This is a genomic window from Streptomyces luomodiensis, assembly GCF_031679605.1.
GTDB lineage: Bacteria > Actinomycetota > Actinomycetes > Streptomycetales > Streptomycetaceae > Streptomyces > Streptomyces luomodiensis.
Genome location: NZ_CP117522.1, coordinates 6,429,032 through 6,451,964, shown reverse-complemented (window position 1 = coordinate 6,451,964; position 22,933 = coordinate 6,429,032). Strand labels below are relative to the sequence as shown.

The window sequence follows — 22,933 nt, the reverse complement described above, 5'->3', positions numbered from 1 at the left end:
CACTCGGCTGTCAGCGCAGGGGATCGTCGTCGTAGTGGGGATGTCCTGGGCGCCGACGGACGGTCACCGGGCCGTGGGAACGAGGCCCGGTGACCGCCGCGGTGGGTCGGTCGGACGTGATCGGTCAGACGTAGGTGAAGCCGCCGGGGACGGTGGCGGTGCCGAAGGCCGTCACCAGGGTGACGGTCGCGTTGCCGGCCGTCCCGGGCGGGGTGATGCCGGTGACCGTGGTGGCGGTGGCGGTCACGCCGGTGGCGGGAGCGCCGTTGAACAGCACGCCCAGGACGCCACCGAGGTTGGTGCCGGTGATGGTGAACGCGGTACCGCCGGCCACGGACCCGGTGGCGGGATTGATGGCGGTGGGCACCGGCGGGGGCGGCGCGACGAAGTAGGTGAAGCCGCCGGGAATGGTGCTGGTGCCGCCGGGTCCGGTGACCGCGACGGTGACGTTGCCACCTGCGGGCGGACCCGCCGGGGAGACGCCGACCAGGCTGGTGCCGGCGGGGTTGATGGCCAGGATGTTCGAGGCGTTCCCGCCGAAGGTGACGCTGGTGACGCCGGTCAGATTGGTGCCGTTGATCACGTACACGGTGCCGCCGGTGGTCGGGCCCACGGCCGGGGTGATGGAGACGGCGGCGGGCGGGGGCGGCGCCACGTAGGTGTACGGCAGGGAGTTGCTGGTGCCGGCGCCGGTGGTGACGGTGACCTGGACGGTCCCGGCCGTATGCGGCGGGGCTATCACCACGATGACGTCGTAGCCGGGACTGCCGCCGCCACCGGGCCAGCCGCCGCCACCCCAGCCACCCCCGCCGCCCCAACCGCCCCCGTCGCCCCAACCCCCGCCGGGGTAGTCCTGGTAGACGATGGTGGCGGCGGTGCCGCCGAAGGACACACCGGTGACACCACGCAGGTTCTGCCCGAACAGCCGGACGTAGTTCCCACCGGCGGCGGGCCCCGAGTCGGGGACCAGGGCGAGCAGCGTCGGCGGCCCCACCGGGGTCGGTGGCCAGTAGCCCGCGGTCGGGGTGGCGGCTGCGAGTGCGGTCGAGGTCATGGTCGGTCCTCCTGGGGAAGGGTCGGATGCCCTGTGCGACGCCGACGGCAGGCCGACGCCATGGGCCACTGCTGGTGAACGCCTCATCGCCACCGCGCGGTTGAGGCAGACCGGCGCCGGAGGAACGGAGAGCTGCCGGCGGCCGGCCGGGGCGCGGGAGCGGTGCGCGGTGAAGGCGGAGCGACGGGGCGGAACGCCCGGCTCCTGGGGTGGCCGGCGAGGTATGAGGCAGCCTGGCGCGGCCACTTTCCAGTTATCCACGCATATCGGCGTCGCTCAAGCCCCTCAAGGCGCCCATCACTCGTTTGGCGCATACCGGCGGACCCGGCGACGCGCTTGTAATGGGTGGTATCGGCAGTGCCGACCCCTCGTACGACCGGCCGGGGAGGGAACGATCCCGTGAGCCTCGCAGCGTTCCTCCTCGCCCTCGGCACCACCTGCCGGATCACCCGCTTCATCACCAAGGACACGCTGGCGGCGGGCTTCAGATGCTGGGTCGCCGACCGCTTCGGTGACGACTCACGCCCCGCCTACCTGGTCAACTGCGGTTGGTGCACCAGCACATGGGTCGCCGGTGCCACGGCCGTGTACGCGACATTGCTGGACACCACCGCCTGGTTCCAGCTGCCGGCCGCCGCCCTGACGCTCTCCTACCTCACGGGCGTCGCCTCGCGGTGGCTGGACTGACACCGGCCCCGACAGGGCGCGCTTCAGGAAAGGAACAGACAGCCATGGCCTGCAACTGTGGTGGCGGAACACCTCACACCGTCGTCGTCTACCAACTGACGCTGCCGGACGGCACGGTCCGGCGATACGTCACCTACCAGGAAGCCGAGGCGGCCAACCGGCGCGCGGGTTCCACCGGAGTGATCACCACCGTCACCCAGTGATGACGCCGACGGCACGGCGGCCCGGCTGTCGGTGGTGTGCGGCACACTGCGGGCATGGACATCACGATCAGGCACGCGCGGGACGAGGAGCTGGACGACATCGGGGAGCTCACCGCGCGGGCCTACCTCGATGACGGGCTGCTGGACTTCGGGGACAGCGATCCGTACCTGGCCACACTGCGCGACGCCCGGCGCCGGGCCGAGCAGGCCGAGCTGCTGGTCGCGGCGGACGGGGCGAGCGATGAGGTGCTGGGCGCCGTGGCGTTCGCGGTGCACGGCGGGGCGTACGCGGAGCTGGCCCGGCCCGGCGAGGGCGAGTTCCGGATGCTGGCCGTCCGCCCCGAGTCGCGGCGGCGCGGCGCGGCCGAGGCGCTGGTGCGGGCCTGTCTGGACCGGGGGCGGGAGCTGGGCCTCGAGCGGATCGTGATCAGCAGCCAGCAGTCGATGACCACCGCCCACCGGCTGTACGGACGACTCGGCTTCGTCCGGGCGCCGGAGCGTGACTGGGCGCCGATAGCGGACCTGGACCTGACGCTCTGGGCGTTCACCGTGGAGCTCTGACGGCGGACCGGGCGCCTAGCGCAGCCAGCCGCGCTCGCGCAGGGCGGCGGTGAAGGCGGCGTACGAGGCGTCGAGGGCGGCGCGTTCGGTCTCGTCGGGCTCGATGTCCCGGCCGGTACGGACCATCGCGGCGGCGCTCGCCGCGAGGTCCGGGTGGAGGCTGCCGGAGGCGGCGAGGAGGGCCGCGCCGAAGGCGGTTTCGGCGTGGTCGGCGACGCGCAGGGGCATGCCGAGGGCGGTGGCGCGGATACGGGTCCACACCGGGCTGCGGCTGCCGCCACCCGCCGCCCACAGCGGGCCCTCGACCGCGACGCCCAGCTCCCGTACCCGCTCGATGGCGAGGCGTTCCAGGAAGGCGACGCCCTCCAGGGCGGCGCGGTGGCGGTCGGCGTCGTCGGCCGGAGTGCCCAGGAGGAAGCCGCGCGCCTCACCGCTGACGAACGGGAAGCGCTCGCCCTCACGGCGCAGGGTGTAGGCGACCACGGACGCGGGTCCGCGGGCGGCCGCAGCACGGTCGAGGGCGGCGAGTCGACCGGCGGGGACGTCCGCGAGGGCCTCGCCGCCCGTATTGGACGCGCCGCCCGGCAGCCACCACCCGTCGGGGTGGCGGTGGCTGTAGAGCGCACCGGCCGGGTCGACGACCAGCTCCCGGGTGACGCCCTTGAGGACGTACGTGGTACCGAGGACGCCCACGAACTGACCGGGCCGCACGGCCCCCGTGGCGATCTGCCCGGCGCAGCCGTCCGTCATCCCCAGGCGCACCGCACAGCCCACCGGCAGCCCGGTTTCGCGCGCGGCGGCCGCACACACCGTGCCCACTTCGGTGGTCGGCGGCTCGACGGCGGGCAACCAGGCGGACGGCACGCCCAGCGCGTCCAGGACCTCGCCCGGCCACTCGCCCACGCGTGCGTCGTAGCCGCTCTTGAGGGCGTGACTCCAGTCGGTGGCGACGGGCCCGCCGGTGAGCCGCCACGCGATGAGATCGGAGGTATGGAGCAGACGCCGGCCCCGCCCGTCGGCGGAGGACCGGCCCCCACCCAGCCCGTGCCCGGAGGACCCGCCCCCGCCCAGCCCGTCGCCCGCCGACCCGCTGTCGCCTGCAGACCCGCTGTCGCCCGCCGGACTCGTCGCGCCCGCCAGACCGCCGCACGCGAGACCGCCGTCGACCGCCTCGTCCGCCAGCCCCGCCGCCCCTGTCCCGCCCGCCGAACCACCATCGCCCGCCTCGTCGGCCGCACCCGCCAGACCAGCCGCACCCGCCTCGCCCACCAAACCGGCACCACCCGCCGCGACCGCCGACCCGCTGTTGCCCACCGCACCCGCCGCACCCGCGGCACCCGCATCGTCGCCCGGAAGGCGTGGGCCTTCGTCGGCGGCGGGTGTCGGCTGGTCGACGGGCAGGGGCTTCGGCTCGGCGTGCTGCGGCCGGCCGCGGCCGGCGCGTCGGCTGTCGGTGATCCCTTCCGCCTCCGCCAGCCAGGCGATGCGGCCCAGGGCCGCCGTCGGGCCGACCGTCAGGCCCAGGGCCTGCCAGCGCGGGGAGCCCAGCCGCTGGGCGTGGGCGTTGAGTTCGGCGGCGCGGCGGTCGTCGTACATCAGGGCGGGGCCGAGCGGTTCGCCCGCGCCGTCCGCCAGGACGACCGTGCCGGAGGTCGCCGAGGTGGCGACGGCCACCACCTCCCGGCCGCCCGCCGGGAGCGCGGCCGTCGCCTGGCGGAGGGCCGCCGCGACGGCCGGCCACCAGGCCCGCGCGTCCTGCTCGCCGCGCCCGCCCGCGCTCCGCGTCGGGCGGGGCAGGGGCGCGCGGCCCTCGGAGCGCACCCTTCCGTGTGCGTCCACGCACATCACCCGCACCGCCGCCGTGGCGATGTCGATCCCGGCCACCATCTCGGTTCCCGCAGCTGCCACACGCATGACGTTAAGTTAACACCAGCCGCGTTAAGAAGCAGGTCCCGCGACCCGCACATCCACCCGCTCCCGCAGCTCACCCAGCAGCTCCGCCTCGATCCCGTCGTCCACCACCAGATGGTCGAAGTCGTCCATCGGGCACAGCCGGTGCAGCGCCGTGCGCCGGGTCTTCGAGGCGTCCATCAGCAGCACCTTGCGGCTGCCGGCCGCGAGCATCGCCCGCTTGACCAGCACCACGTCCTGCTCCTGGTGGTAGGTGGTGCGCGCGTCCATCGCCGAGGTGCTGACCAGCACCATGTCCACGGACAGCCCCCCGATCGCCTCCGCGCAGGGCACGCCGAGAAACGAGTCATGGGTGTGGGAGTACTCCCCGCCGAGCCCGATCAGCCGGGTCCGCGGCACCCCGGCGAAGACCTCCACCACCCGCCGGGCGTTGGTCACCACGGTCAGCGGCGCGGCGTCGACGAGCAGCCGGGCCAGGGCGAGCGCGGTCGTGGAGTCGTCCAGCATCACCGACATACCGGGCTCGACCAGCTCGGCGGCGGCCGCCGCGACCGCCTCCTTCTCGGCGCGGTTGACGCCCAGCCGGTACTCCAGGCTGGACTCGAAGACCGACGAGGGCAGCGCCGAGACCCCGCCCCGGAACTTCCGCAGCACACCGAGCCTGGCCAGCTCGTCCAGGTCGCGGTGCACCGTCATCAGGCTGACCCCGGTGAGCCCGGCCAGCTCGGCCGCGGTGGCGGTGGCGTGTTCGAGGACGTACTCGGTGATCAGCTGTCTGCGCGCGTCCTGGGGGCGGGCCTGGGGGTGGGCCTGGCCGCCGGGCGCTCCGGTCGTGGTCATGCCGGGAATCCTTCCGCACCGGCCGCCGGAACGGTCTCGGTGGGCACGTTCAGGGAGCGCAGCGCCGTCGCCTCACCGGCCAGTTCGACCTCGGTCACCGCCGCGTTGTCCAGCCGGGGGAAGACCTGGCGGTAGCGGCCGACGGGGATGGTGAGCAGCGCGCACAGCGCCAGCCGCAGCAGGGAGTTGTGGGCGACGACGAGCACCGTGCCGCCCTCGTGCGCGGCGGCGAGCCCGCGCAGGGCGGCCACCGCCCGCGCCGCCGCCCGGCCGGGCGGCTCGGAACCGGGGAAGGCACCGGTCTCGGGGTCGCGCCGGAACGCCGCGACGGCGGCCGGGTCCTCCGCCTCCAGCTCGGCGATGGTGCGGCCCTCGCCCCAGCCGAAGTCGAGCTCGCGCAGGTCCTCGATCACCTCGGGCACCAGGCCCAGCGCCCGCGCCGCCGGCTCGGCCGTCCGCCGGGCGCGGCTCAGCGGGGAACAGGCCACCGCGTCCGCGCCGCGCCGCCCGGCCCACCGGGCGAGCGCGCGGGCCTGGCGATGCCCCCGTTCGGTCAGGTCGATGTCGGAGGTGCCGGCGTAGCGGTTCTCCGCGTGCCACACGGTCTCGCCGTGACGTACGAGCAGCAGTCGGGCGCTCATCCGGGGCCTCCCCTGTGTCGGGCATTGTCTGATCAAGTTGTAGATGTTAAATCTAGCATCGCCCATGTTATGAAACGCCGAAGCACGCCCCGAAGCACACCCGAGAGCCCGGAAGCACACCCCGAAGCACGCCGGAAGGAAGGCCACCCATGCGCGTCCTCGCCGCCCACGACGTGATCATCGGAGTCGACGTCGGCACCTCCGTCACCAAGGCCGTGGCCTTCGGCCGGGACGGCCGGGCGGTGGCCTCCGCGAGCCGCCCCAGCCGGCTGGAGCGGCTGCCCGGCGGCCGGGTGGAGCAGGACCTGGAGGACGTGCTGCGCACGGTCGGCGAGGTGTGCCGGGAGGTCGCCGCCGCCCTCCCCGGCCCCCCGGCCGCACTCGCGCTCACCGGCCAGGGGGACGGCATGTGGCTGCGGGACGCGGCGGGCCGGGCGGTGCGTCCGCCGATCTCCTGGATGGACGGCAGGGCGGGCGACACCGTGGCCCGCTGGGGCGAGGACGGCACCCTGCGGGCGCTGTACGCCCTCACCGGCTCGGGGGTGTTCCCCGGCTGCCACGCCCCGCTGCTGGCCTGGCTGGCCGAGCACGAGCCGGAGGCCCTGGCGCGGGCCGAGGTCGCGGGCTACTGCGTGGACGCGGTCGCCCAGCGGCTGACCGGCGTCATCGGCGTGGACGCCTCCGACGCCTCACTGCCGTTCCTGGACGTGACCACCCGTCAGTACGTGACCCAGGCCCTGGACGTGTGCGGAATCGCCGCGTACGCCCGGCTGTTGCCGCCGCCCGCCGCCCCGGGCGCGGTCGCGCGGCTGGACGGGGCGGGCGCGCGGCTGCTGGGACTGCCGGCCGGGCTGCCGGTCACGGCGGGCCCGTACGACCTCCCGGCCTGCGCCATCGGCAGCGGGGTGTGCGAGGTGGGCGACGGGTTGCTGATCGTCGGCACCACCCTGGCCAGCCAGGTGCTCACCGACAGCGCGCGGATCGACCCGGCCGGCGATCCGGCGGGGATGTGGCTGTGCACCCCCGATCCGGACCGCTGGCTGCGCGCCATGCCCGCGATGGTCGGCACCGCGGCCCTGGAGTGGGTGCTGGAGTTCACCGGCGCGACCACGGCCGAGCTGGACGCGATACTCGAGGCCGCACCGCCCGGCGCCAACGGCGTGACCGCCCTGCCCTTCCTGTCCGGCGCCGGGGAGCGCGCGCCGTTCGTGGAACCCGCCGCGCGGGGGCGGCTGGACGGGCTCACGCTGGGCGCCACCCGCGCCGACGCGGTCCGCGCGGTCTGCGAAGCCGTCGCCTACGCCGCACGCCACTGCCTGGAGGCCGCCGGGCTCTCCGCGAGCCTGGCGCTGTGCGGCGGCGGCACCCGGTCCACGGCGTGGGCCCGGCTGTTCGCCGATGTCATCGGCCGCCCGGTGCGCATCCCGAACGAGCCCGAGGTGGGTGCGCGGGGCGCGGTGGCGGTCGCCTGGCGGGCCCTCGGCGACCCGGTCGACGCGGAGCGCTGGCAGGCCGACGCGCGCACCGTCGAACCCCGCGCGGACCTCCGCGAGCTCTTCGAGGACGGCTACGCCGGCTACCGCGCCCGGCTCGACGAGGCGCTCGGCGGATGGCGCGCGACGGGCCCCAGGTCATGGGCCGCCTACGGAACGCACTAGCACATTCGCACGAAACTCCGCACCTCCCGACACAACATGTGGGGGCACGTGCGCCGGCCGACACAAGATGTATGCTCATGCTCGCTGTCGCCGCAGGGGAATCCGGTGCGAATCCGGAACTGTCCCGCAACGGTGTATGTGTGCGCTTATGCGGCGTACCCATGAGTCCGAGCACCTGCCGACGGCCGTTCAGAACACGTCCCCCGGCCTCGTGGGTTGGGCCGATGGACGCTGCGTGGTGTGCCCGGCGTACGAGGAGTGCGGCACCGGCATGCCCGCGCGCCCATCGCCCCCCTCGCGGCCCCAGCCGAGCGAGGGAGAGCACTTCAGTGACCATCGCGCCCGCCGATCCGGTTTCAGAACAGGCGGATTCTCAGGCAGCGGTTCCCCGGGCAGCGGGCGACGCGCCCGGGACCGCCCTGCTGCGGACCCTCACCGGCCTCACCGCCGACCTGCCCGCCACCGACCCCGGAAAGGTCGCGGCCGCCGCCCTGCGCGGCCGCCATCCCGGCTCGGACGAGGCGGAGTTGCGCACCCTCGCGACCGAGGCGGCGGCCGGGCTGATCGCCGAGGAACCGGAGTACTCGCGGCTGGCCGCGCGGCTGCTGGCGGTCACCATCACCCAGGAGGCGGCCGGGCAGGGCGCGGTCTCCTTCTCCGGCTCCGTGGCGGTGGGCCACCGCGAGGGCCTGATCGCCGACTCCACCGCGGAGTTCGCCGCCACCCACGCCGGGCGGCTGGACGCGCTGGTGGAGCGGGCCCTGGCCGACGGGGCCGACGACCGCTTCGGCTACTTCGGACTGCGCACCCTCTACAGCCGCTACCTGCTGCGCCACCCGCTCACCCGCCAGGTGATCGAGACCCCGCAGCACTTCCTGCTGCGCGTGGCCTGCGGGCTCGCCGAGGACCTCTCGGAGCGGGCCCTGGACGACGTGGCCGAGCTGTACCGGCTCACCAGCACGCTGTCGTACCTGCCCAGCTCCCCCACGCTGTTCAACTCCGGCACCCGGCATCCCCAGATGTCGTCCTGCTATCTGCTGGACTCCCCGCTGGACGAGCTGGACTCCATCTACCACCGCTACCACCAGGTGGCGCGGCTGTCGAAGCACGCGGGCGGCATCGGCCTGTCCTACTCCCGCATCCGGGCCCGCGGTTCGCTGATCCGGGGCACCAACGGGCACTCCGGCGGCATCGTGCCGTTCCTGCGCACGCTCGACGCCTCGGTGGCCGCCGTCAACCAGGGCGGCCGGCGCAAGGGCGCGGCCTGCGTCTACCTGGAGAGCTGGCACGCGGACCTCGAGGAGTTCCTGGAGCTGCGGGACAACACGGGCGAGGACGCCCGCCGCACCCACAACCTCAACATCGCCCACTGGATCCCGGACGAGTTCATGCGCCGGGTCGAGGCGGACGCCGACTGGTCGCTGTTCTCCCCGTCCGACGCCCCCGAGCTGGTGGACCTGTGGGGCGAGGAGTTCGACGCCGCGTACCGGAAGGCCGAGGCCGAGGGGAAGGCGGTCAAGCGGGTCCCGGCCCGCCAGCTGTACGCCCGGATGATGCGCACCCTCGCACAGACCGGCAACGGCTGGATGACCTTCAAGGACGCCGCCAACCGCACCGCCAACCAGACCGCCGAGCCCGGCCGGGTCGTCCACTCCTCGAACCTGTGCACCGAGATCCTGGAGGTCACCGACGACGGCGAGACCGCCGTGTGCAACCTCGGGTCGGTCAACCTCGCCGCGCACCTCGGCGCGGACGGGCAGATGGACTGGGAGCGCCTGGACGCCACCGTCCACACCGCCGTGACCTTCCTCGACCGCGTGGTGGACATCAACTTCTACCCCACCCAGGAGGCCGGGGCCTCCAACGCCCGCTGGCGTCCGGTGGGCCTGGGCCTCATGGGGCTCCAGGACGTCTTCTTCCGGCTGCGGCTGCCGTTCGACTCGCCCGAGGCCAAGGAGCTGTCCACCCGGATCTCCGAGCGCATCATGCTTGCCGCCTACGAGGCGTCCTGTGAGCTCGCCGAGCGCCACGGCCCGCTCCCCGCCTGGTCCGAGACCCGCACCGCACGCGGTGTGCTGCACCCGGACCACTACCCGGACGCGGTAGTCACCTGGCCGGAGCGCTGGCAGGCGCTGCGCACCCGGATGGCGACATCGGGGATGCGGAACTCGCTGCTGCTGGCGATCGCGCCGACCGCGACCATCGCCTCCATCGCGGGCGTCTACGAGTGCATCGAGCCGCAGGTCTCCAACCTCTTCAAGCGCGAAACGCTCAGCGGGGAGTTCCTCCAGGTCAACTCCTACCTCGTGGACGACCTCAAGAAGCTGGGCGTCTGGGACGCCCGGACCCGGGAGGCGCTGCGCGAGTCCAACGGCTCGGTCCAGGACCTGGCCTGGGTGCCCGCCGACGTACGGGAGCTGTACCGCACGGCGTGGGAGATCCCGCAGCGCGCCCTGATCGACATGGCGGCGGCGCGCACCCCGTACCTGGACCAGAGCCAGTCGCTGAACCTCTTCATGGCCTCGCCGACCATCGGCAAGCTCAGCTCGATGTACGTGTACGCCTGGAAGCGCGGCATCAAGACCACGTACTACCTGCGCTCGCGTCCGGCCACCCGGATCGCCCAGAGCGCACGCGGCGGGGCCGCGGCCACCGCCCCTGCCCCTGCCCCCGTCCCCGCCCAGCAGGCGCCCGCCGACCCCGAGGTCGTCGCCTGCTCCCTGGAAAACCCCGAGTCCTGCGAGGCCTGCCAGTAACCATGAGTGACACCAAGAACCTGCTCGACCCGGGCTTCGAACTGACCCTGCGGCCGATGCGGTACCCGCGGTTCTACGACCGCTACCGCGACGCGATCAAGAACACCTGGACCGTGGAGGAGGTCGACCTCCACTCGGACATCGCCGACCTCGCCAAACTCTCCCCCGGTGAACAGCATCTGATCGGCCGTCTGGTCGCCTTCTTCGCTACCGGCGACTCGATCGTGGCCAACAACCTGGTGCTGACGCTCTACAAGCACATCAACTCCCCCGAGGCGCGGCTGTATCTCTCGCGGCAGCTCTTCGAGGAGGCGGTGCACGTCCAGTTCTATCTGACGCTGCTGGACACCTACCTCCCCGATCCGGACGACCGCGCCGCGGCCTTCGCCGCCGTCGAGAACATCCCCTCCATCCGGGAGAAGGCGGAGTTCTGCTTCCGCTGGATGGACTCGGTGGAGAAGATCGATCGGCTGGAGACCAAGGACGACCGCCGCCGCTTCCTGCTCAATCTGATCTGCTTCGCGGCCTGTATCGAGGGGCTGTTCTTCTACGGCGCCTTCGCCTACGTCTACTGGTTCCGCTCGCGCGGGCTGCTGCACGGCCTGGCGACGGGCACCAACTGGGTGTTCCGCGACGAGTCGATGCACATGGAGTTCGCCTTCTCGGTCGTGGACACCGTCCGCGAGGAGGAGCCGGACCTGTTCGACGACGAGCTCCAGCGGCAGGTCACCGACATGCTGAAGGAGGCCGTCGAGGCGGAGCTGCAATTCGCCCGCGATCTGTGCGGGGACGGGCTGCCGGGCATGAACACCGCGTCGATGCGGGAATACCTCCAGTGCGTGGCCGACCAGCGCCTCCAGCGCCTCGGCTTCCCGGCGGTCTTCGGCTCGGAGAACCCGTTCTCCTTCATGGAGCTCCAGAACGTCCAGGAGCTGACCAACTTCTTCGAGCGCCGCGCCTCGGCCTACCAGGTCGCGGTCGAGGGCTCGGTCGCCTTCGACGACGACTTCTGAGCCCGCCCTCATGACACAGGGCCGGACCCTCGCGGTCCGGCCCTGTGAGATACGGCACGCTCAGTCGTTGGGCACCGTCTCATAGCGGGCGGTGCCCTCGGCCATCTGCTTCAGCGCGTCCTTACGGTCGCGCTTGGAGAGCCGGTCGATGTAGAGGTAGCCGTAGAGGTGGTCGGTCTCGTGCTGGAGACAGCGCGCGAAGTAGCCGGTGCCGCGCACCGCGATCGGCTTGCCGTCGAGGTCCTGGCCGCGCACCACCGCGTAGTCGGGGCGGGCCAGCGACGCGTAGGCGGTGGGGACCGACAGACAGCCCTCATTGGAGTCGTCCAGCACCCGGCGCTCGGCCGGCAGCTCGTCCAGCACCGGGTTGCACACCACGCCCACATGGCGAACGCCCTCGTCGTCCATGCAGTCGTAGACGAAGACCTTGAGGTCGACACCGATCTGGTTGGCGGCCAGACCCACGCCCTCCGCCGCCCGCTGGCTGGCGAACATGTCGTCGACGAGCCGCGCCAGCTCGTCATCGAAGACGGTCACGTCCTTGCACTCCCGGTGCAGGACCGGATTGCCGACAACGGTGATCGGGCGGGCGGTGCCGCGCTCGCGGAAAGCCCGCTCGCGCTCCTCGCAGTCCTCCGTGTCCACGATGAACTCGTCGTCCACCTGCTGCTTCGTACCTTGCTGCGACATCGTCCGCCGTATGCCTTCCCTCAACCGTGATGCGTCGCCCTACAGGGTACGGGCACGACGCGGCCGGGCGCGGGGCGAGCCGCCCCGAGGGGCGGTCGGCGGACCTGGTCGGTCGGCGGACGTGGCCGGTCAGCAGACCTCTTCCAGGTCCCGCCACTCCCGGGTGTCCGGGCTGTCGGCGACCCAGCCGTCCAGCAGCCCCCGCACCAGCCCGCCGGGCGCCGCGATACCGCATTCGCGCTCGGGGACCCACAGCGAGCCCGAGCCCGCCATACGGTGTCCCAGCGGGCCGGGGTGGCCCGGCTCGCTGTGGTCGTGCGGGTCCAGGTGCTCGCCCTCGCCCTCGTCACTGGGCATCCGGCTCTCCGAACAGGAGCGGCACAGCAGCCGCACCGACGACGACCAGTCCTCGGCCGCGAAGCCCGCGTCCGCGGCGAGCCGCTCCAGGGCGTCCCGGTCGGCCTCGGTGGCCGCCTCCAGCAGCACCACCCAGGTCGGCACCGGGGACGGCGCCCACAGCTCGATCTCGTCGAAGACCGGGTAGGCGGGGCCCGCGGAGGTCACACGCTCACCGTGCGGCACACCGTCGTGCAGCACCACCTCGCCCCAGCGCCGCCCGGACGACGGCAGCGGGATGGACAGCACCTCGATCCGGGCCGGGTCCAGCCGGCGGCCCCAGACGACCTCGGCCTCGCCCTCCGGTGACAGCCTTACCGCCGCGCTGCCCAGCTCCATGCCGAGCGGCTCCCCGGACGCGGACGCCTCTCCGGGCACCTTCAGCCCGTACGCCTGCCAGGCACGGCGGGCCAGCGGCCAGTCCTGGAGCGCGGTGGCCGCGATGCCCACGTTCCACCAGTCGGGAGCGCCCGTCTCGCGGTCCAGCAGCGCGACCGCGCGCAGCCCCGCGGCGCGCGCCTGCTCCCAGTCGTGCCGGAACTTGTGCAGCAGCGCCAGATTGAACCAGGACTCCGACAGCCATGGCTCCAGGTCGGCGGCGCGGGTCAGCAGCGCGCCCGCGTCCTCGTACCGGCCGTCGCCGATGAGCGTGAACGCACGGTCCGTGGCCTGCCGCCATGAGGCGGACGGCCGGTGCCGTACCTTGCCGAAGATCTTCACGATTCCCGCCTGCCGGTATCGAAGTCGTCCCGTACCAGATGCCTTCGCGGACGGCGTCGCCCTCCCTTGAAGACAACCTGCCACACATTCGCGGACATCTCAGCCCGGCCCCTCACCCTGCGGCCGGGATGCGAAGCCCACCACACCTCCTTGCCACCGGCCATCGGCCCGACACCCCTCTCCTCGCATCCAACCATGCCCCTCGGGAAGCCCGCTCATTACCCGCGAGTTCTCACCGGGGACGGCCGTACACCTGGCGCGACAGCACCGCGGCGAGCGCCTCCACGACCACCGGGTCGAAGTCGCGCGCCGTGGCCAGCCGCAGCCGCTCCAGGGCGCGCAGCGCGGCCGCCCCGGCCGCTCCCCCGGCCGCGGGCCGGCTCACCAGCTCGGTGTACGCGTTCACCGCGCGCACGATACGCGCGGCGAGCGGCTGCTCGCGGTACGGGTCCGCCTGGCGCTCGACCACCACCGCGACCTCGGCGGGTACCCCGGTCTGGCGCACCACAGCGCCGCCGAGCAGTGCGATTCTGCGCTGCTCGGCGGCGGGCAGCTGCTCGGTGGCCCCGGCCGGCACCGGGTCGAGCAGCGAGAGCTGGCCGATGTCGTGCATCAGCGCCGCGTACTCCAGCACGGTCAGCCGGGCCCCGGAAAGCCCCAGCTCACGCCCTACCGCCCGGCTGAGGGCGGCCACCTTGAGGGCGTGACCGGCCGGGGTGTACCCGGCTATCTCGGTCGACCGGGCCAGGGAGGCGATGGTCTGGCGGTAGGTGGCCCGTATCCCCGCGTAGCGGCGGTAGGAGTACTGGATCAGCAGCAGCGGCACCGCCAGGACCGGCAGCGGCCACAGCCCGGCGACGGCCACGGTGAGCGCCATCACCACCCCGGTCGCGCAGACCGCGGCCCCCACCCCTTGCTGCGCCCGCAGCTCGTCGCCGAGCAGCGGTCCGTAAGGCCAGCCGGTGCGGGCACGGGCGAGGGCGGCGGCCAGAACCGCGTCACACAGGGCGGTCAGGGCCAGCAGGGCGAGCAAATAGCCGACGGCATACGGGCCGTGCCCGAACCAGGAGGCCAACCGTCCGGTCTGGTGCAGCGGTTGGAAGCAGGTGGCGGCGAACGCGACGGTCAGCACCCGGCGGGCGGCGTGGCCGGGATCGGCCGGCCGGCCCAGCGCCAGCGGCACCACCAGCCCGGCCAGGGTGGCCGCCATGACGACGGTGACCACCTGGAGGACACCGAAGGTGGTGGGTTCCCCACCGAGCCGCCCGAGCAGGGCGTAGCCGAGGGCGCCCGCGGCGGCGACGGGCGCGGGCTCACCGCGCGGATCGTGCGCCCCACCGGTGCGCGGCCGCGCGGGCTGACGCGCGGGCTGACGCGCGGACGGTGCGTCGACGCACCGGATCACCTCCCCGACGGCGATGAGCACCCCGAAGGCGAGCGCCGCCGCCGGCTGCCGCACCCCGTGCCACTCGGTCCATACGAGCGCGACCACGGCGAGCGCCCCCGCCGCGCCGTACACCGCGACGACGGTAAGGCCACCGTGCCCGCGCCGCGATATGCGGTCCCCGGGGTATGCGATGTGCCGTGCCCGGCGGGCCCTGCACACCGCGCGGGCATGCCGCTCCGCAAGCGCTCCGGGGACGAGCAGCCCCCCGGGGCGACGGCGCGGGACCGCGCCCCGGTCCACCCCCCTGGCAACCACCCCCGCCGCGCCCTCATCCCGGTCCACCCCCTCGGCGACCCACCCGGCCGCGCCCTCGTCCCCATCCCGGCCAGGCCCCGAGGCAGGGACGTCCCTACCGCCGGCGCGTGAACGCCGCCCCGGCCGGGCGCCCCGGTCCGGACCGCCCCGGTCGGGACCGGCCGTGCCGGCCCCGGCGGGGTCCTCGGCGGGGCTCATGATGCGCCGCCGGGTCCGCCGGGGCTCAGGCGCGACGACGGGCCGGGGGCGTCCGGTCCGGCCGCCGCGGCGGCGCGTACCAGTGGCGCGGACGCCTCCGGCGGCGGGCCCAGGGAGTCTGCCGGGACGTTTCCTCGCTCCTGGGGGGCGTCCGCGGTGACCGTCGCGTGCCAGCCGTGGCGGTCCAGGGCGCGGGCCAGGGCCCGCACCATCCGGGGGTCGAACTGCGTTCCCGCGCACCGCTTCAGCTCCTCGACCGCCGTGGGCACCGGCCGCGCCCGGCTGTACGTACGCGTCGAGGTCATCGCGTCGAAGGCGTCCGCGACCGCGACCACCCGGGCGAACTCCGGGATCTGCGCCCCGGCCAGCCCGTACGGATAGCCGCTGCCGTCCAGCCGCTCATGGTGGTGGAGGATCGCGGCCCGCGCCTCGCCCAGGAAGCCGATGCCCCGCACCATCTCGTCGCCGTACTCGGGGTGCAGCTCGATCACCCGGCGCTCGTCGGGGGTGAGCGGGCCGTCTTTGCGCAACAGCCGGGTGGGGACGCCGAGCTTGCCCACGTCGTGGAGGATGCCCGCGATCCGCAGCGCCTCCAGCCGGTCGCCGCTCATGCCCAGCTCGCGGGCGATCATCGCGGAGGCGCGGCCGACGCGCTCGCTGTGGCCCCGGGTGTAGCGGTCCTTGATGTCCACCGCCTGGACCAGCGCCCGGATGGTGGCCTGGTGGGCGGCGCTCTCGCGGTGGTACAGCACGAAGCCACAGGCGCAGACGTACATCGGCAGCAGCACCAGCAGGGCCGCCGCCGGTCCGTAAGGGCTGCGCCACAGCACCGCCATGGCCAGCCCGGCGGGCCCGTGCACCAGGTACGGGGCGAGCGCCCCGGGCAGCGGGGCGGACCAGGCGGCGCGCGGGGAGCGGCGCTCGGCGGTGACCAGCACCCCGCCCTCCAGAACGGTGGCGGTCAGGCCCAGGACGAGCGCGGCGGCGACGGCGGCCGCCAGCGCGTACGGAAAGCCGGGCGCGCCGGGATCCCGGGCGCCGCCGCCGAGGTCCCCCAGGGCGGCGAGGGCCCGTGGGCCGCGCAGGGCCGCGAAGGCGTACGAGGCGGCCCAGACGGCCAGCGAGAGCCGCGCGGCGCGCCACGCCCGCCGCGGCCCGGCCGGGGGCCGCTCCACCCGGGTCAGCAGCGCACCCGGCACGGCGACCAGCGCCGCGGCGGCGGGCGGCAGCAGAAAAGCCCCGGCCAGGAGGACGGGGCTGCACCATTCGGGCCATCGGGCCCTGACCCTGGACCCCACCGTGTGGACCGCGGCGAGCAGGGCGACCGTGGCCCAGGGAACGGCCGCTTGGGACCGTACGGCGGGGGCGGCGCACCATCCCGCCGCGAGCACGGCGCACAGGACATACGCCCGCGCCCCCAGGGGCAGTGCCCGGAGCGCTTGTCGCACCCGTAGAGCCCGTAGTGCCCGCACGGTGTCCCTCCCCATCCAGGTCCGTTCACCCGCCCCGCCCGTCCCGGAGGGGCGGGTGAGGTTGGTTGGGGAGCTTAAGACGGAGTGCGGTGCACCACCCGGAGCTACTGTCCGATTACACCCTTCGAGTGATGATCTGATCACCGAGGGGGAGGGAGGGCCTCACTCCTGGGCAGTGGTCGGGGCGTTGGCCGGGGCGTTGGTCTCCGCGGTGATCTCACGCTCGGGCACCGCGTGCCCGGAGCGGATCAGCTCGATCCGTCCCATCACCTTCGAGCGGAGGTCGCTGGGCACGTCATCATGGCCGCAACACCGCTTGACGAGCTTCTTCACGGCCTTCTCGAGGCCGTACTTCTCCAGGCACGGGGAGCACTCGTCGAAGTGCACCTCGAACTTGGCGCAGTCGCCGTCCGGCATCTCGTGGTCGAGGAACTCGTAAAGGTGGTCGAGAACCTCGGAGCAGTCCGTCTCATGCGGCTCTCCGCAGCTCATGAGTCCGCGCCTTTCCGATCGTGCGACTCGTCCGCCGCGGCGGACGCGCCCGCGGGAACCAGCCCACGCCCACGGGCATAGTCCTCCAGCAGACCGCGCAGCTGGCGGCGCCCACGGTGCAGACGGGACATCACCGTACCGATGGGTGTACCCATGATGTCGGCGATCTCCTTGTACGCAAAGCCCTCGACGTCCGCGAGATAGACCGCGATGCGGAACTCCTCGGGGATGGCCTGAAGGGCCTCCTTGACATCGGAGTCGGGCAGGTGGTCGAGGGCCTGCGACTCGGCGGACCGCAGACCGGTCGACATATGCGACTCGGCGCGCGCGAGCTGCCAGTCCTCGATCTCCTCGGCCGCACTGCGCTGGGGCTCCCGCTGCTTCTTGCGGTACGAGTTGATGAAGGTGTTGGTCAGGATGCGGTAGAGCCACGCCTTGAGGTTGGTGCCCTCGCGGAACTGGTGGAAGGACCCGTACGCCTTGGCGTAGGTCTCCTGTACGAGATCCTCGGCGTCGGCCGGGTTACGGGTCATCCGCAGCGCGGCCGAGTACATCTGGTCCAGGAAGGCAAGGGCGTCCCGCTCGAAGCGCGCGCTGCGCTCCGCGGACGTCTCATGCGACCGCTCGACCGTCTCTTCGGTCACGCCGTCGGTCCCTGCGTCGGTCCCAGTGACCTGACCCACCTCCTCCAGCTTCGTGTCGGGGCCGGATGTGGACCCGCTCGAATCGGAGAATAGACGACGATCCGGTCCGCCCGCCGCTCCGATCTTCACGGACTGCGCCGCCTGCAGCTGGGACCAGTCCAGGTCAGCGGCCTGCGGACGGGCCGGGCAAGCAAGCGAACCCATGCGGGGGACTCCCTTTCCTCGTAGGTGCTTCTCACACGCTGATGGCCAACGCCCGGTACAACACGGACCACCGCTGTCGCATTCCCGCCCCCGGCGACCGGTTCCGCCCGGTTCCCGGACCCGTGCGGCTCAGCGGCCCGTGCGGCTCAGCGGCCCGTGCGGATCAGCCCAGGGCGCGCGGCAGCCAGTCGGCGACCGCGCCGGTGATCAAGGCGAGCGCGGCGGGCTCATCCAGCTCCGCCGACTTCGGCAGACCGAAGCCGTGATCGCCGTACGGCACCTCGACGAGCTCCATGGCCGCGGGCAGCTCGGGGAACTCCTCCGGCCGCCCGAAGGGGTCCCGGCCGCCCTGGACGATCAGCGTCGGCACCCCCGCGTCCAGCAGCTCCCCGACCCGGGACCGCTCCGGCTTGCCCGGTGGGTGCAGCGGGAACGACAGCGCCAGTACGGCCTTGGCGCCCAGCTCCCGGGCGGTGCGACAGGCCACCCGCGCCCCGGCGCTGCGGCCGCCCGCCACGATCGGCAGCCCGGCCTTCTCCAGCGCGGGCCACACGGCGCGCCATCCGGTGTCGAGGGTCGAGGGCGCGGGCGCGACCTTCTTGCCCGCCACCCGCCACGGCTGCTCGACCAGCGCGACGCTCACCCCGCGCCCGGGGAGCGCTTCGGCCAGCGCGCGCAGGTCCCGCGCCTCGATGCCCCCGCCGGCGCCGTGGCTCGCGGCGAGCAGGGCATCGGCGCCGGGGGCGTGGTGCCAGGTGATCCGGGCGTCCCCGGCCGGGGTCGGCACCGTCTCGGTCGTCACCCGGGGCGGCTCCGTCCGCCGCGCCGCCATCGGAGTTCCCGTCGTTTTCGCCGTTCCCGTCGTTTCCGTCTTCTTCGCGGCCATCAGAACAGCGTGCCCTCCTCCGGGGCCTCGAGCTCCTTCAGCAGCTCGGGGCCGTTGTTACGGACATCACTCACCCCGGTCGCGACCGGGTACGCCCGCAGCAGCCCGGAGGGCGGCGGGGCCAGCAGCGGCAGCAGATCGCCGATGTCGGTGCGGGCAGGGTCCAGCCAGGAGGCCCAGCGGTCCTCGGTGAGGACCAGCGGCATCCGCGGGTGGATCTCGGCGAGCGACCGCGGCCCCTCCTCCCGGGCCACGCCGCCGAAGGGCTCCTTGTCCGCCTCGGTCGTGATCACCGTGCAGGTCACCCACCACGCCCGGGGGTGCTCGTCCGGCAGCGTCCGGTCCCGCCAGAACTCGTACAGCCCGGCCATGGCCATCACCGAACCGTCCACCGGCGTCACGAAGTACGGCTGCTTGCGGGGCCGCTTGCGCCTGCCCTTCTCCTCCAGCTGCCGCTCCCCCGCCCCGGTGACCCACTCGTAGTAGCCGTCGGCGGGCAGGATGCACCGCCGTGAGGCGAAGGGGCGCCGGTAAGAGGGCTTCTCGTGCACGGTCTCGGCCCGTGCGTTGATCATCTTGGCCCCGCCCTCGGGCGACTTGGCCCAGGACGGCACGAGGCCCCACTTCAGCGCCCTCAGCTGGCGAACCGGGCGCGGCTCGTCGGCGTCCGGTCCATTGCGAAGCGGACGTTCGAGCACCGCGTACACGTCCTTGGTGGGCGCCACGTTCCAGTCGGGCGCCAGAGTCTCCTCCGGCTCCCACTTCTGCACTCCGAAGAGCCCGACGAGATCCTCCGGCCTCCGGCTCGCTGCGTATCGACCGCACATAGGTGCCACACTGCCACGACCCCTACCCGATCCGAGGAGCCGCCCGCACATGGACGCAACGAACGCCGCCGACCTGTGGGACCGGGTGACCGGCGCCCAGCCCGACCCCACCACCTGGCTGGTCGTCTCCACCGGGATCGTCGCGCTCGCGGTCGTCGTCTTCCGCACCGCCTGGCGCATAGCCCGTAATGCGATCACCATCGCCCACGAGGGCGGCCACGGCCTGGTCGCCCTGCTCAGCGGGCGGCGGCTGGACGGCATACGGCTGCACTCGGACACCTCGGGGCTGACCGTCTCCCGCGGCAAGCCCACCGGCCTGGGCATGATCCTCACCGCGGCGTCCGGCTACACCGCCCCGTCGCTGCTCGGCCTCGGCGGCGCCTGGCTGCTGGCGGCGGACCACATCACCTTGCTGCTGTGGGGGACGACGGCGCTGCTGGCCGCGATGCTGGTGATGATCCGCAACGCCTATGGCGTCCTTACGGTCGTCATCAGCGGCGGCGCCTTCCTCCTCGTCTCCTGGCTGACCGGACCCGACGTCCAGGCGGGGTTCGCGTATGCCGTGGTCTGGTTCCTCCTCCTGGGGGGCGTGCGCCCGCCCTTCGAGCTCCAGCGCAAGCGCCGGCACGGGGGCGCGTACGACTCCGACCCCGACCAGCTCGCCCGGCTGACGGGCATTCCGGCCGGCGCCTGGCTGCTGCTCTTCCACGCCGTCTCGCTGTGTTCGCTGCTCGCCGGGGGCCGCTGGCTGCTGGGGCTGTGACCCGTACGTCCCCCCGGCGCGCCACTTTCGGCGCCTTGTACCAGCGCCGTGTTTCGACTGGGTTTCGCCACTTTCGATCAGGATTGGCACTCTGGGCGAACCACTAAAGTGAGACCCATGACCGGCATTGAGACCTCCCCGGGCGACCACACCGCCCTCTGGCCCGCTCCGACCGCCGACGGAGCGGTGGACGCGACCGTCACCGTGCCCGGATCCAAGTCGGTTACCAACCGCGGTCTGATCCTGGCCGCGCTCGCCGCCGAGCCCGGCTGGCTGCGCCGCCCGCTCCGCTCCCGCGACACCCTCCTGATGGCCGCCGCGCTGCGCGCCATGGGGGTCGGCATCGAGGAGACGGTGTCCGACGGCGGCGCCCTCGGCTCGAGCGGCCCCTCCGGCGGCGGCGAGGCCTGGCGGGTCATCCCGGCCGGGCTGCACGGCCCGGCCACCATCGACGTCGGCAACGCCGGCACCGTGATGCGCTTCCTGCCGCCGGTCGCCGCGCTGGCCGACGGGCCCGTCCACTTCGACGGCGACCCCCGCTCCCATGAGCGTCCGCTGCACGGCGTGATCGACGCGCTGCGCGCCCTCGGCGCCCGGATCGACGACGACGGCCGTGGCGCGCTGCCGATGACCGTGCACGGCGGCGGGGCGCTGGACGGCGGCCCGGTCCGGATCGACGCCTCGTCGTCCTCCCAGTTCGTGAGCGCGCTGCTGCTGTCCGCGCCGCGCTTCAACCAGGGCGTCGAGGTGCGCCACATCGGCGCCGCGCTGCCCTCCCTGCCGCACATCCGGATGACCGTCGACATGCTGCGCGCGGCGGGCGCGCGGGTGGACACCCCGGAGGCCGGCGGCGAGCAGGGAGTGTGGCGGGTGGCGCCGAGCGCGCTGCTCGGCCGCGACCTGGTCGTCGAACCCGATCTGTCCAACGCGGCGCCGTTCCTGGCCGCCGCCCTGGTCACCGGCGGCCGGGTGACCATCCCGGACTGGCCGGAGCGCACCACCCAGCCCGGGGACGAACTGCGCCGGATCTTCACCGAGATGGGCGGCTCCTGCGAGCTCACCGACACCGGCCTGACCTTCACCGGTACCGGCCGGATCACCGGGATCGACGCCGATCTGCACGAGGTCGGCGAGCTGACCCCGGTGATCGCGGCGGTCGCGGCGCTGGCCGACTCCGAGTCGGTGCTGCGCGGCATCGCGCATCTGCGGCTGCACGAGACCGACCGGCTCGCCGCCCTCGCCAAGGAGATCAACGAACTCGGCGGGGAGGTCACCGAGACCGAGGACGGACTGCGGATCCGCCCGCGCCCGCTGCACGGCGGGATCTTCCACACCTACGAGGACCACCGACTGGCCACCGCCGCCGCCGTACTCGGCCTGGCCGTCGACGGCGTGCTGGTCGAGAACGTGGCGACCACCGCCAAGACCCTCCCCGACTTCCCCGGCCTGTGGTCCGGCATGCTCGACGCGACGACGACCTCGGCGCGGAGATCCTGAGAGCCTGGACCCATGCGCCGCTACGGCAAGCACACCGACGAGGACGACGTACGGATCCGCCCCAACCGCAGGGGCAACCGGCCGCGTACCAGCATCCGCCCCAAGCACGAGGACGCCGCCGAGGGTTTCGTGCTGACGGTCGACCGCGGCCGGCTCACGGTCCTGGTCGAGGACCGCACCATCACCGCCATGAAGGCCCGCGAACTCGGCCGTAAGGGCGTCGTGGTCGGCGACCGGGTCGCGGTCGTCGGCGATCTCTCCGGCGCCAAGGACACGCTCGCCCGGATCGTACGGGTCCATGAGCGCTCCTCCGTGCTGCGCCGGACCGCCGATGACGACGACCCGTACGAGCGGGTCGTGGTCGCCAACGCCGACCAGCTCGCGATCGTGACCGCCCTGGCCGACCCGGAACCGCGTCCGCGCCTGATCGACCGGTGCCTGGTGGCCGCCTTCGACGCGGACCTGGAGCCGCTGCTGGTGCTCACCAAGTCCGATCTGGCGCCCGCCGAGGAGCTACTGAAGACCTACGAGTCGCTCGGCATCCCCTACGTCGTCACCAGCCGTGACGAGCTGGCCGACGGCGACGCCGCCGACCGGGTGCGGGAGCGGCTGGCGGACCGGGTCACCGTCTTCGTCGGCCATTCGGGCGTCGGCAAGACGACGCTGGTGAACGCGCTGGTCCCGGACCGCCAGCGGGCCACCGGCCGGGTGAACGCGGTCACCGGCCGCGGCCGCCACACCACCACCTCCGCGCTCGCGCTCCCCCTGCCGGACGACAAGGGGTGGGTGATCGACACCCCGGGCGTACGGTCCTTCGGCCTGCACCATGTGGACCCGGCGCGGGTCATCCACGCCTTCCCGGACCTGGAGCCGGGCACCGAGGGCTGTCCGCGCGCCTGTAGCCACGACGAGCCGGACTGCGCGCTGGACCAGTGGGTGGCCGACGGCCACGCCGAACCGGCCCGGCTGTACTCCCTGCGGCGGCTGCTGGCCACGCGGGAGCGGCGGGAGGGCGACTAGGCGAGTGTTTGCCGTCCACCCCGGGCGGTAAATGGATAATCGCATCAAGTGATCCAAGGCGGATCCAAGGCGACCGGGTACGCCCGGACGAAGGCAGC

General features: G+C 73.5%; 21 protein-coding genes, 1 pseudogene and 1 riboswitch. Of the genes and pseudogenes, 9 read left to right on the top strand and 13 right to left on the bottom strand.

Annotation, left to right across the window (positions count from 1 at the left end; genetic code table 11):
- Positions 1-124: 124 nt before the first annotated feature.
- A complete protein-coding gene (locus tag PS467_RS27230) occupies positions 125-1,054 on the bottom strand; it encodes an IPT/TIG domain-containing protein (RefSeq protein WP_311037448.1) in 930 nt (309 codons plus the stop codon).
- A 399-nt stretch (positions 1,055-1,453) separates the two neighbouring features.
- Here PS467_RS27230 and PS467_RS27225 point away from each other — a divergent pair, with 399 nt between their 5' ends.
- Genes PS467_RS27225 through PS467_RS27215 form a run of 3 tightly spaced genes read left to right on the top strand, consistent with a single transcriptional unit; the run spans position 1,454 to position 2,505 of the window.
- A complete protein-coding gene (locus PS467_RS27225; protein ID WP_268974325.1) occupies positions 1,454-1,741 on the top strand; it encodes a hypothetical protein in 288 nt (95 codons plus the stop codon).
- Positions 1,742-1,785: 44 nt separating this feature from the next.
- The gene (locus tag PS467_RS27220; RefSeq protein WP_311037447.1) at positions 1,786-1,944 is read left to right on the top strand and encodes a DUF7196 family protein; all 159 of its coding nucleotides are present in this window, start codon (positions 1,786-1,788) and stop codon (positions 1,942-1,944) included.
- A gap of 54 nt (positions 1,945-1,998) precedes the next feature.
- Positions 1,999-2,505: a GNAT family N-acetyltransferase gene (locus tag PS467_RS27215; RefSeq protein WP_311037446.1), complete on the top strand. Its 507-nt coding sequence runs from the start codon at positions 1,999-2,001 to the stop codon at positions 2,503-2,505.
- A 15-nt stretch (positions 2,506-2,520) separates the two neighbouring features.
- Here PS467_RS27215 and PS467_RS27210 read toward each other — a convergent pair whose 3' ends face one another.
- The 4 genes and pseudogenes from PS467_RS27210 to PS467_RS27200 form a co-directional block, all read right to left on the bottom strand.
- Positions 2,521-3,906 (bottom strand): FGGY-family carbohydrate kinase, encoded by a 1,386-nt coding sequence (locus PS467_RS27210; protein ID WP_432280760.1) that lies wholly within the window; start codon positions 3,904-3,906, stop codon positions 2,521-2,523.
- Between the two features lie 57 nt (positions 3,907-3,963).
- Positions 3,964-4,419 (bottom strand): annotated as a pseudogene (locus PS467_RS42190) (FGGY family carbohydrate kinase); the annotation flags it as partial.
- Positions 4,420-4,443: 24 nt separating this feature from the next.
- Entirely contained in the window at positions 4,444-5,256 is an 813-nt protein-coding gene (locus PS467_RS27205; protein WP_311037444.1) for a DeoR/GlpR family DNA-binding transcription regulator, read from the bottom strand.
- Positions 5,253-5,897 (bottom strand): histidine phosphatase family protein, encoded by a 645-nt coding sequence (locus PS467_RS27200; RefSeq protein ID WP_311037443.1) that lies wholly within the window; start codon positions 5,895-5,897, stop codon positions 5,253-5,255. The genes PS467_RS27205 and PS467_RS27200 overlap by 4 nt, the downstream gene beginning before the upstream one ends.
- A 149-nt stretch (positions 5,898-6,046) precedes the next feature.
- Between PS467_RS27200 and PS467_RS27195 the strand changes: the two genes are divergently transcribed.
- The 3 genes from PS467_RS27195 to PS467_RS27185 all read left to right on the top strand — a co-directional run bounded on the left by PS467_RS27195 (position 6,047) and on the right by PS467_RS27185 (position 11,324).
- Positions 6,047-7,555: an FGGY family carbohydrate kinase gene (locus tag PS467_RS27195; RefSeq protein ID WP_311037442.1), complete on the top strand. Its 1,509-nt coding sequence runs from the start codon at positions 6,047-6,049 to the stop codon at positions 7,553-7,555.
- Positions 7,556-7,592: 37 nt separating this feature from the next.
- Positions 7,593-7,752, top strand: a riboswitch (cobalamin riboswitch).
- A 132-nt stretch (positions 7,753-7,884) separates the two neighbouring features.
- The gene (locus PS467_RS27190; RefSeq protein ID WP_311037441.1) at positions 7,885-10,311 is read left to right on the top strand and encodes a ribonucleoside-diphosphate reductase subunit alpha; all 2,427 of its coding nucleotides are present in this window, start codon (positions 7,885-7,887) and stop codon (positions 10,309-10,311) included.
- 2 nt (positions 10,312-10,313) lie between these two features.
- Positions 10,314-11,324: a ribonucleotide-diphosphate reductase subunit beta gene (locus PS467_RS27185; RefSeq protein WP_311037440.1), complete on the top strand. Its 1,011-nt coding sequence runs from the start codon at positions 10,314-10,316 to the stop codon at positions 11,322-11,324.
- A 60-nt stretch (positions 11,325-11,384) separates the two neighbouring features.
- On the opposite strand, the gene def is transcribed toward PS467_RS27185, so the two are convergent.
- The 8 genes from def to PS467_RS27145 form a co-directional block, all read right to left on the bottom strand.
- A complete protein-coding gene (gene def, locus PS467_RS27180; protein ID WP_311037439.1) occupies positions 11,385-12,014 on the bottom strand; it encodes a peptide deformylase in 630 nt (209 codons plus the stop codon).
- A gap of 129 nt (positions 12,015-12,143) precedes the next feature.
- The gene (locus PS467_RS27175) at positions 12,144-13,130 is read right to left on the bottom strand and encodes a tetratricopeptide repeat protein (protein WP_020868546.1); all 987 of its coding nucleotides are present in this window, start codon (positions 13,128-13,130) and stop codon (positions 12,144-12,146) included.
- A 232-nt stretch (positions 13,131-13,362) separates the two neighbouring features.
- Positions 13,363-14,649, bottom strand: a complete 1,287-nt coding sequence (locus PS467_RS27170; protein ID WP_311037438.1) for an HD-GYP domain-containing protein — start codon at positions 14,647-14,649, stop codon at positions 13,363-13,365.
- Between the two features lie 377 nt (positions 14,650-15,026).
- Entirely contained in the window at positions 15,027-16,478 is a 1,452-nt protein-coding gene (locus PS467_RS27165) for an HD-GYP domain-containing protein (RefSeq protein WP_311037437.1), read from the bottom strand.
- 186 nt (positions 16,479-16,664) lie between these two features.
- Positions 16,665-16,994: a mycothiol system anti-sigma-R factor gene (gene rsrA, locus PS467_RS27160; protein ID WP_268974315.1), complete on the bottom strand. Its 330-nt coding sequence runs from the start codon at positions 16,992-16,994 to the stop codon at positions 16,665-16,667.
- A complete protein-coding gene (locus PS467_RS27155; protein WP_311039970.1) occupies positions 16,991-17,677 on the bottom strand; it encodes a sigma-70 family RNA polymerase sigma factor in 687 nt (228 codons plus the stop codon). The genes rsrA and PS467_RS27155 overlap by 4 nt, the downstream gene beginning before the upstream one ends.
- A 328-nt stretch (positions 17,678-18,005) precedes the next feature.
- On the bottom strand, positions 18,006-18,674 hold the full coding sequence (locus PS467_RS27150; RefSeq protein ID WP_311037436.1) for an alpha/beta hydrolase family protein: 669 nt from the start codon (positions 18,672-18,674) through the stop codon (positions 18,006-18,008).
- A 53-nt stretch (positions 18,675-18,727) separates the two neighbouring features.
- Entirely contained in the window at positions 18,728-19,555 is an 828-nt protein-coding gene (locus PS467_RS27145) for an SOS response-associated peptidase (RefSeq protein WP_311037435.1), read from the bottom strand.
- A 49-nt stretch (positions 19,556-19,604) separates the two neighbouring features.
- On the opposite strand from PS467_RS27145, the gene PS467_RS27140 reads away from it, so the two are divergent.
- The 3 genes from PS467_RS27140 (at position 19,605) to rsgA (ending at position 22,835) form a co-directional block, all read left to right on the top strand.
- Positions 19,605-20,318, top strand: coding sequence for a M50 family metallopeptidase (locus PS467_RS27140; RefSeq protein WP_311037434.1), 714 nt, complete (start codon positions 19,605-19,607; stop codon positions 20,316-20,318).
- Between the two features lie 117 nt (positions 20,319-20,435).
- Entirely contained in the window at positions 20,436-21,815 is a 1,380-nt protein-coding gene (aroA, locus tag PS467_RS27135) for a 3-phosphoshikimate 1-carboxyvinyltransferase (protein WP_311037433.1), read from the top strand.
- A gap of 12 nt (positions 21,816-21,827) precedes the next feature.
- Entirely contained in the window at positions 21,828-22,835 is a 1,008-nt protein-coding gene (rsgA, locus tag PS467_RS27130) for a ribosome small subunit-dependent GTPase A (protein WP_311037432.1), read from the top strand.
- The last annotated feature ends 98 nt before the right edge of the window (positions 22,836-22,933 follow it).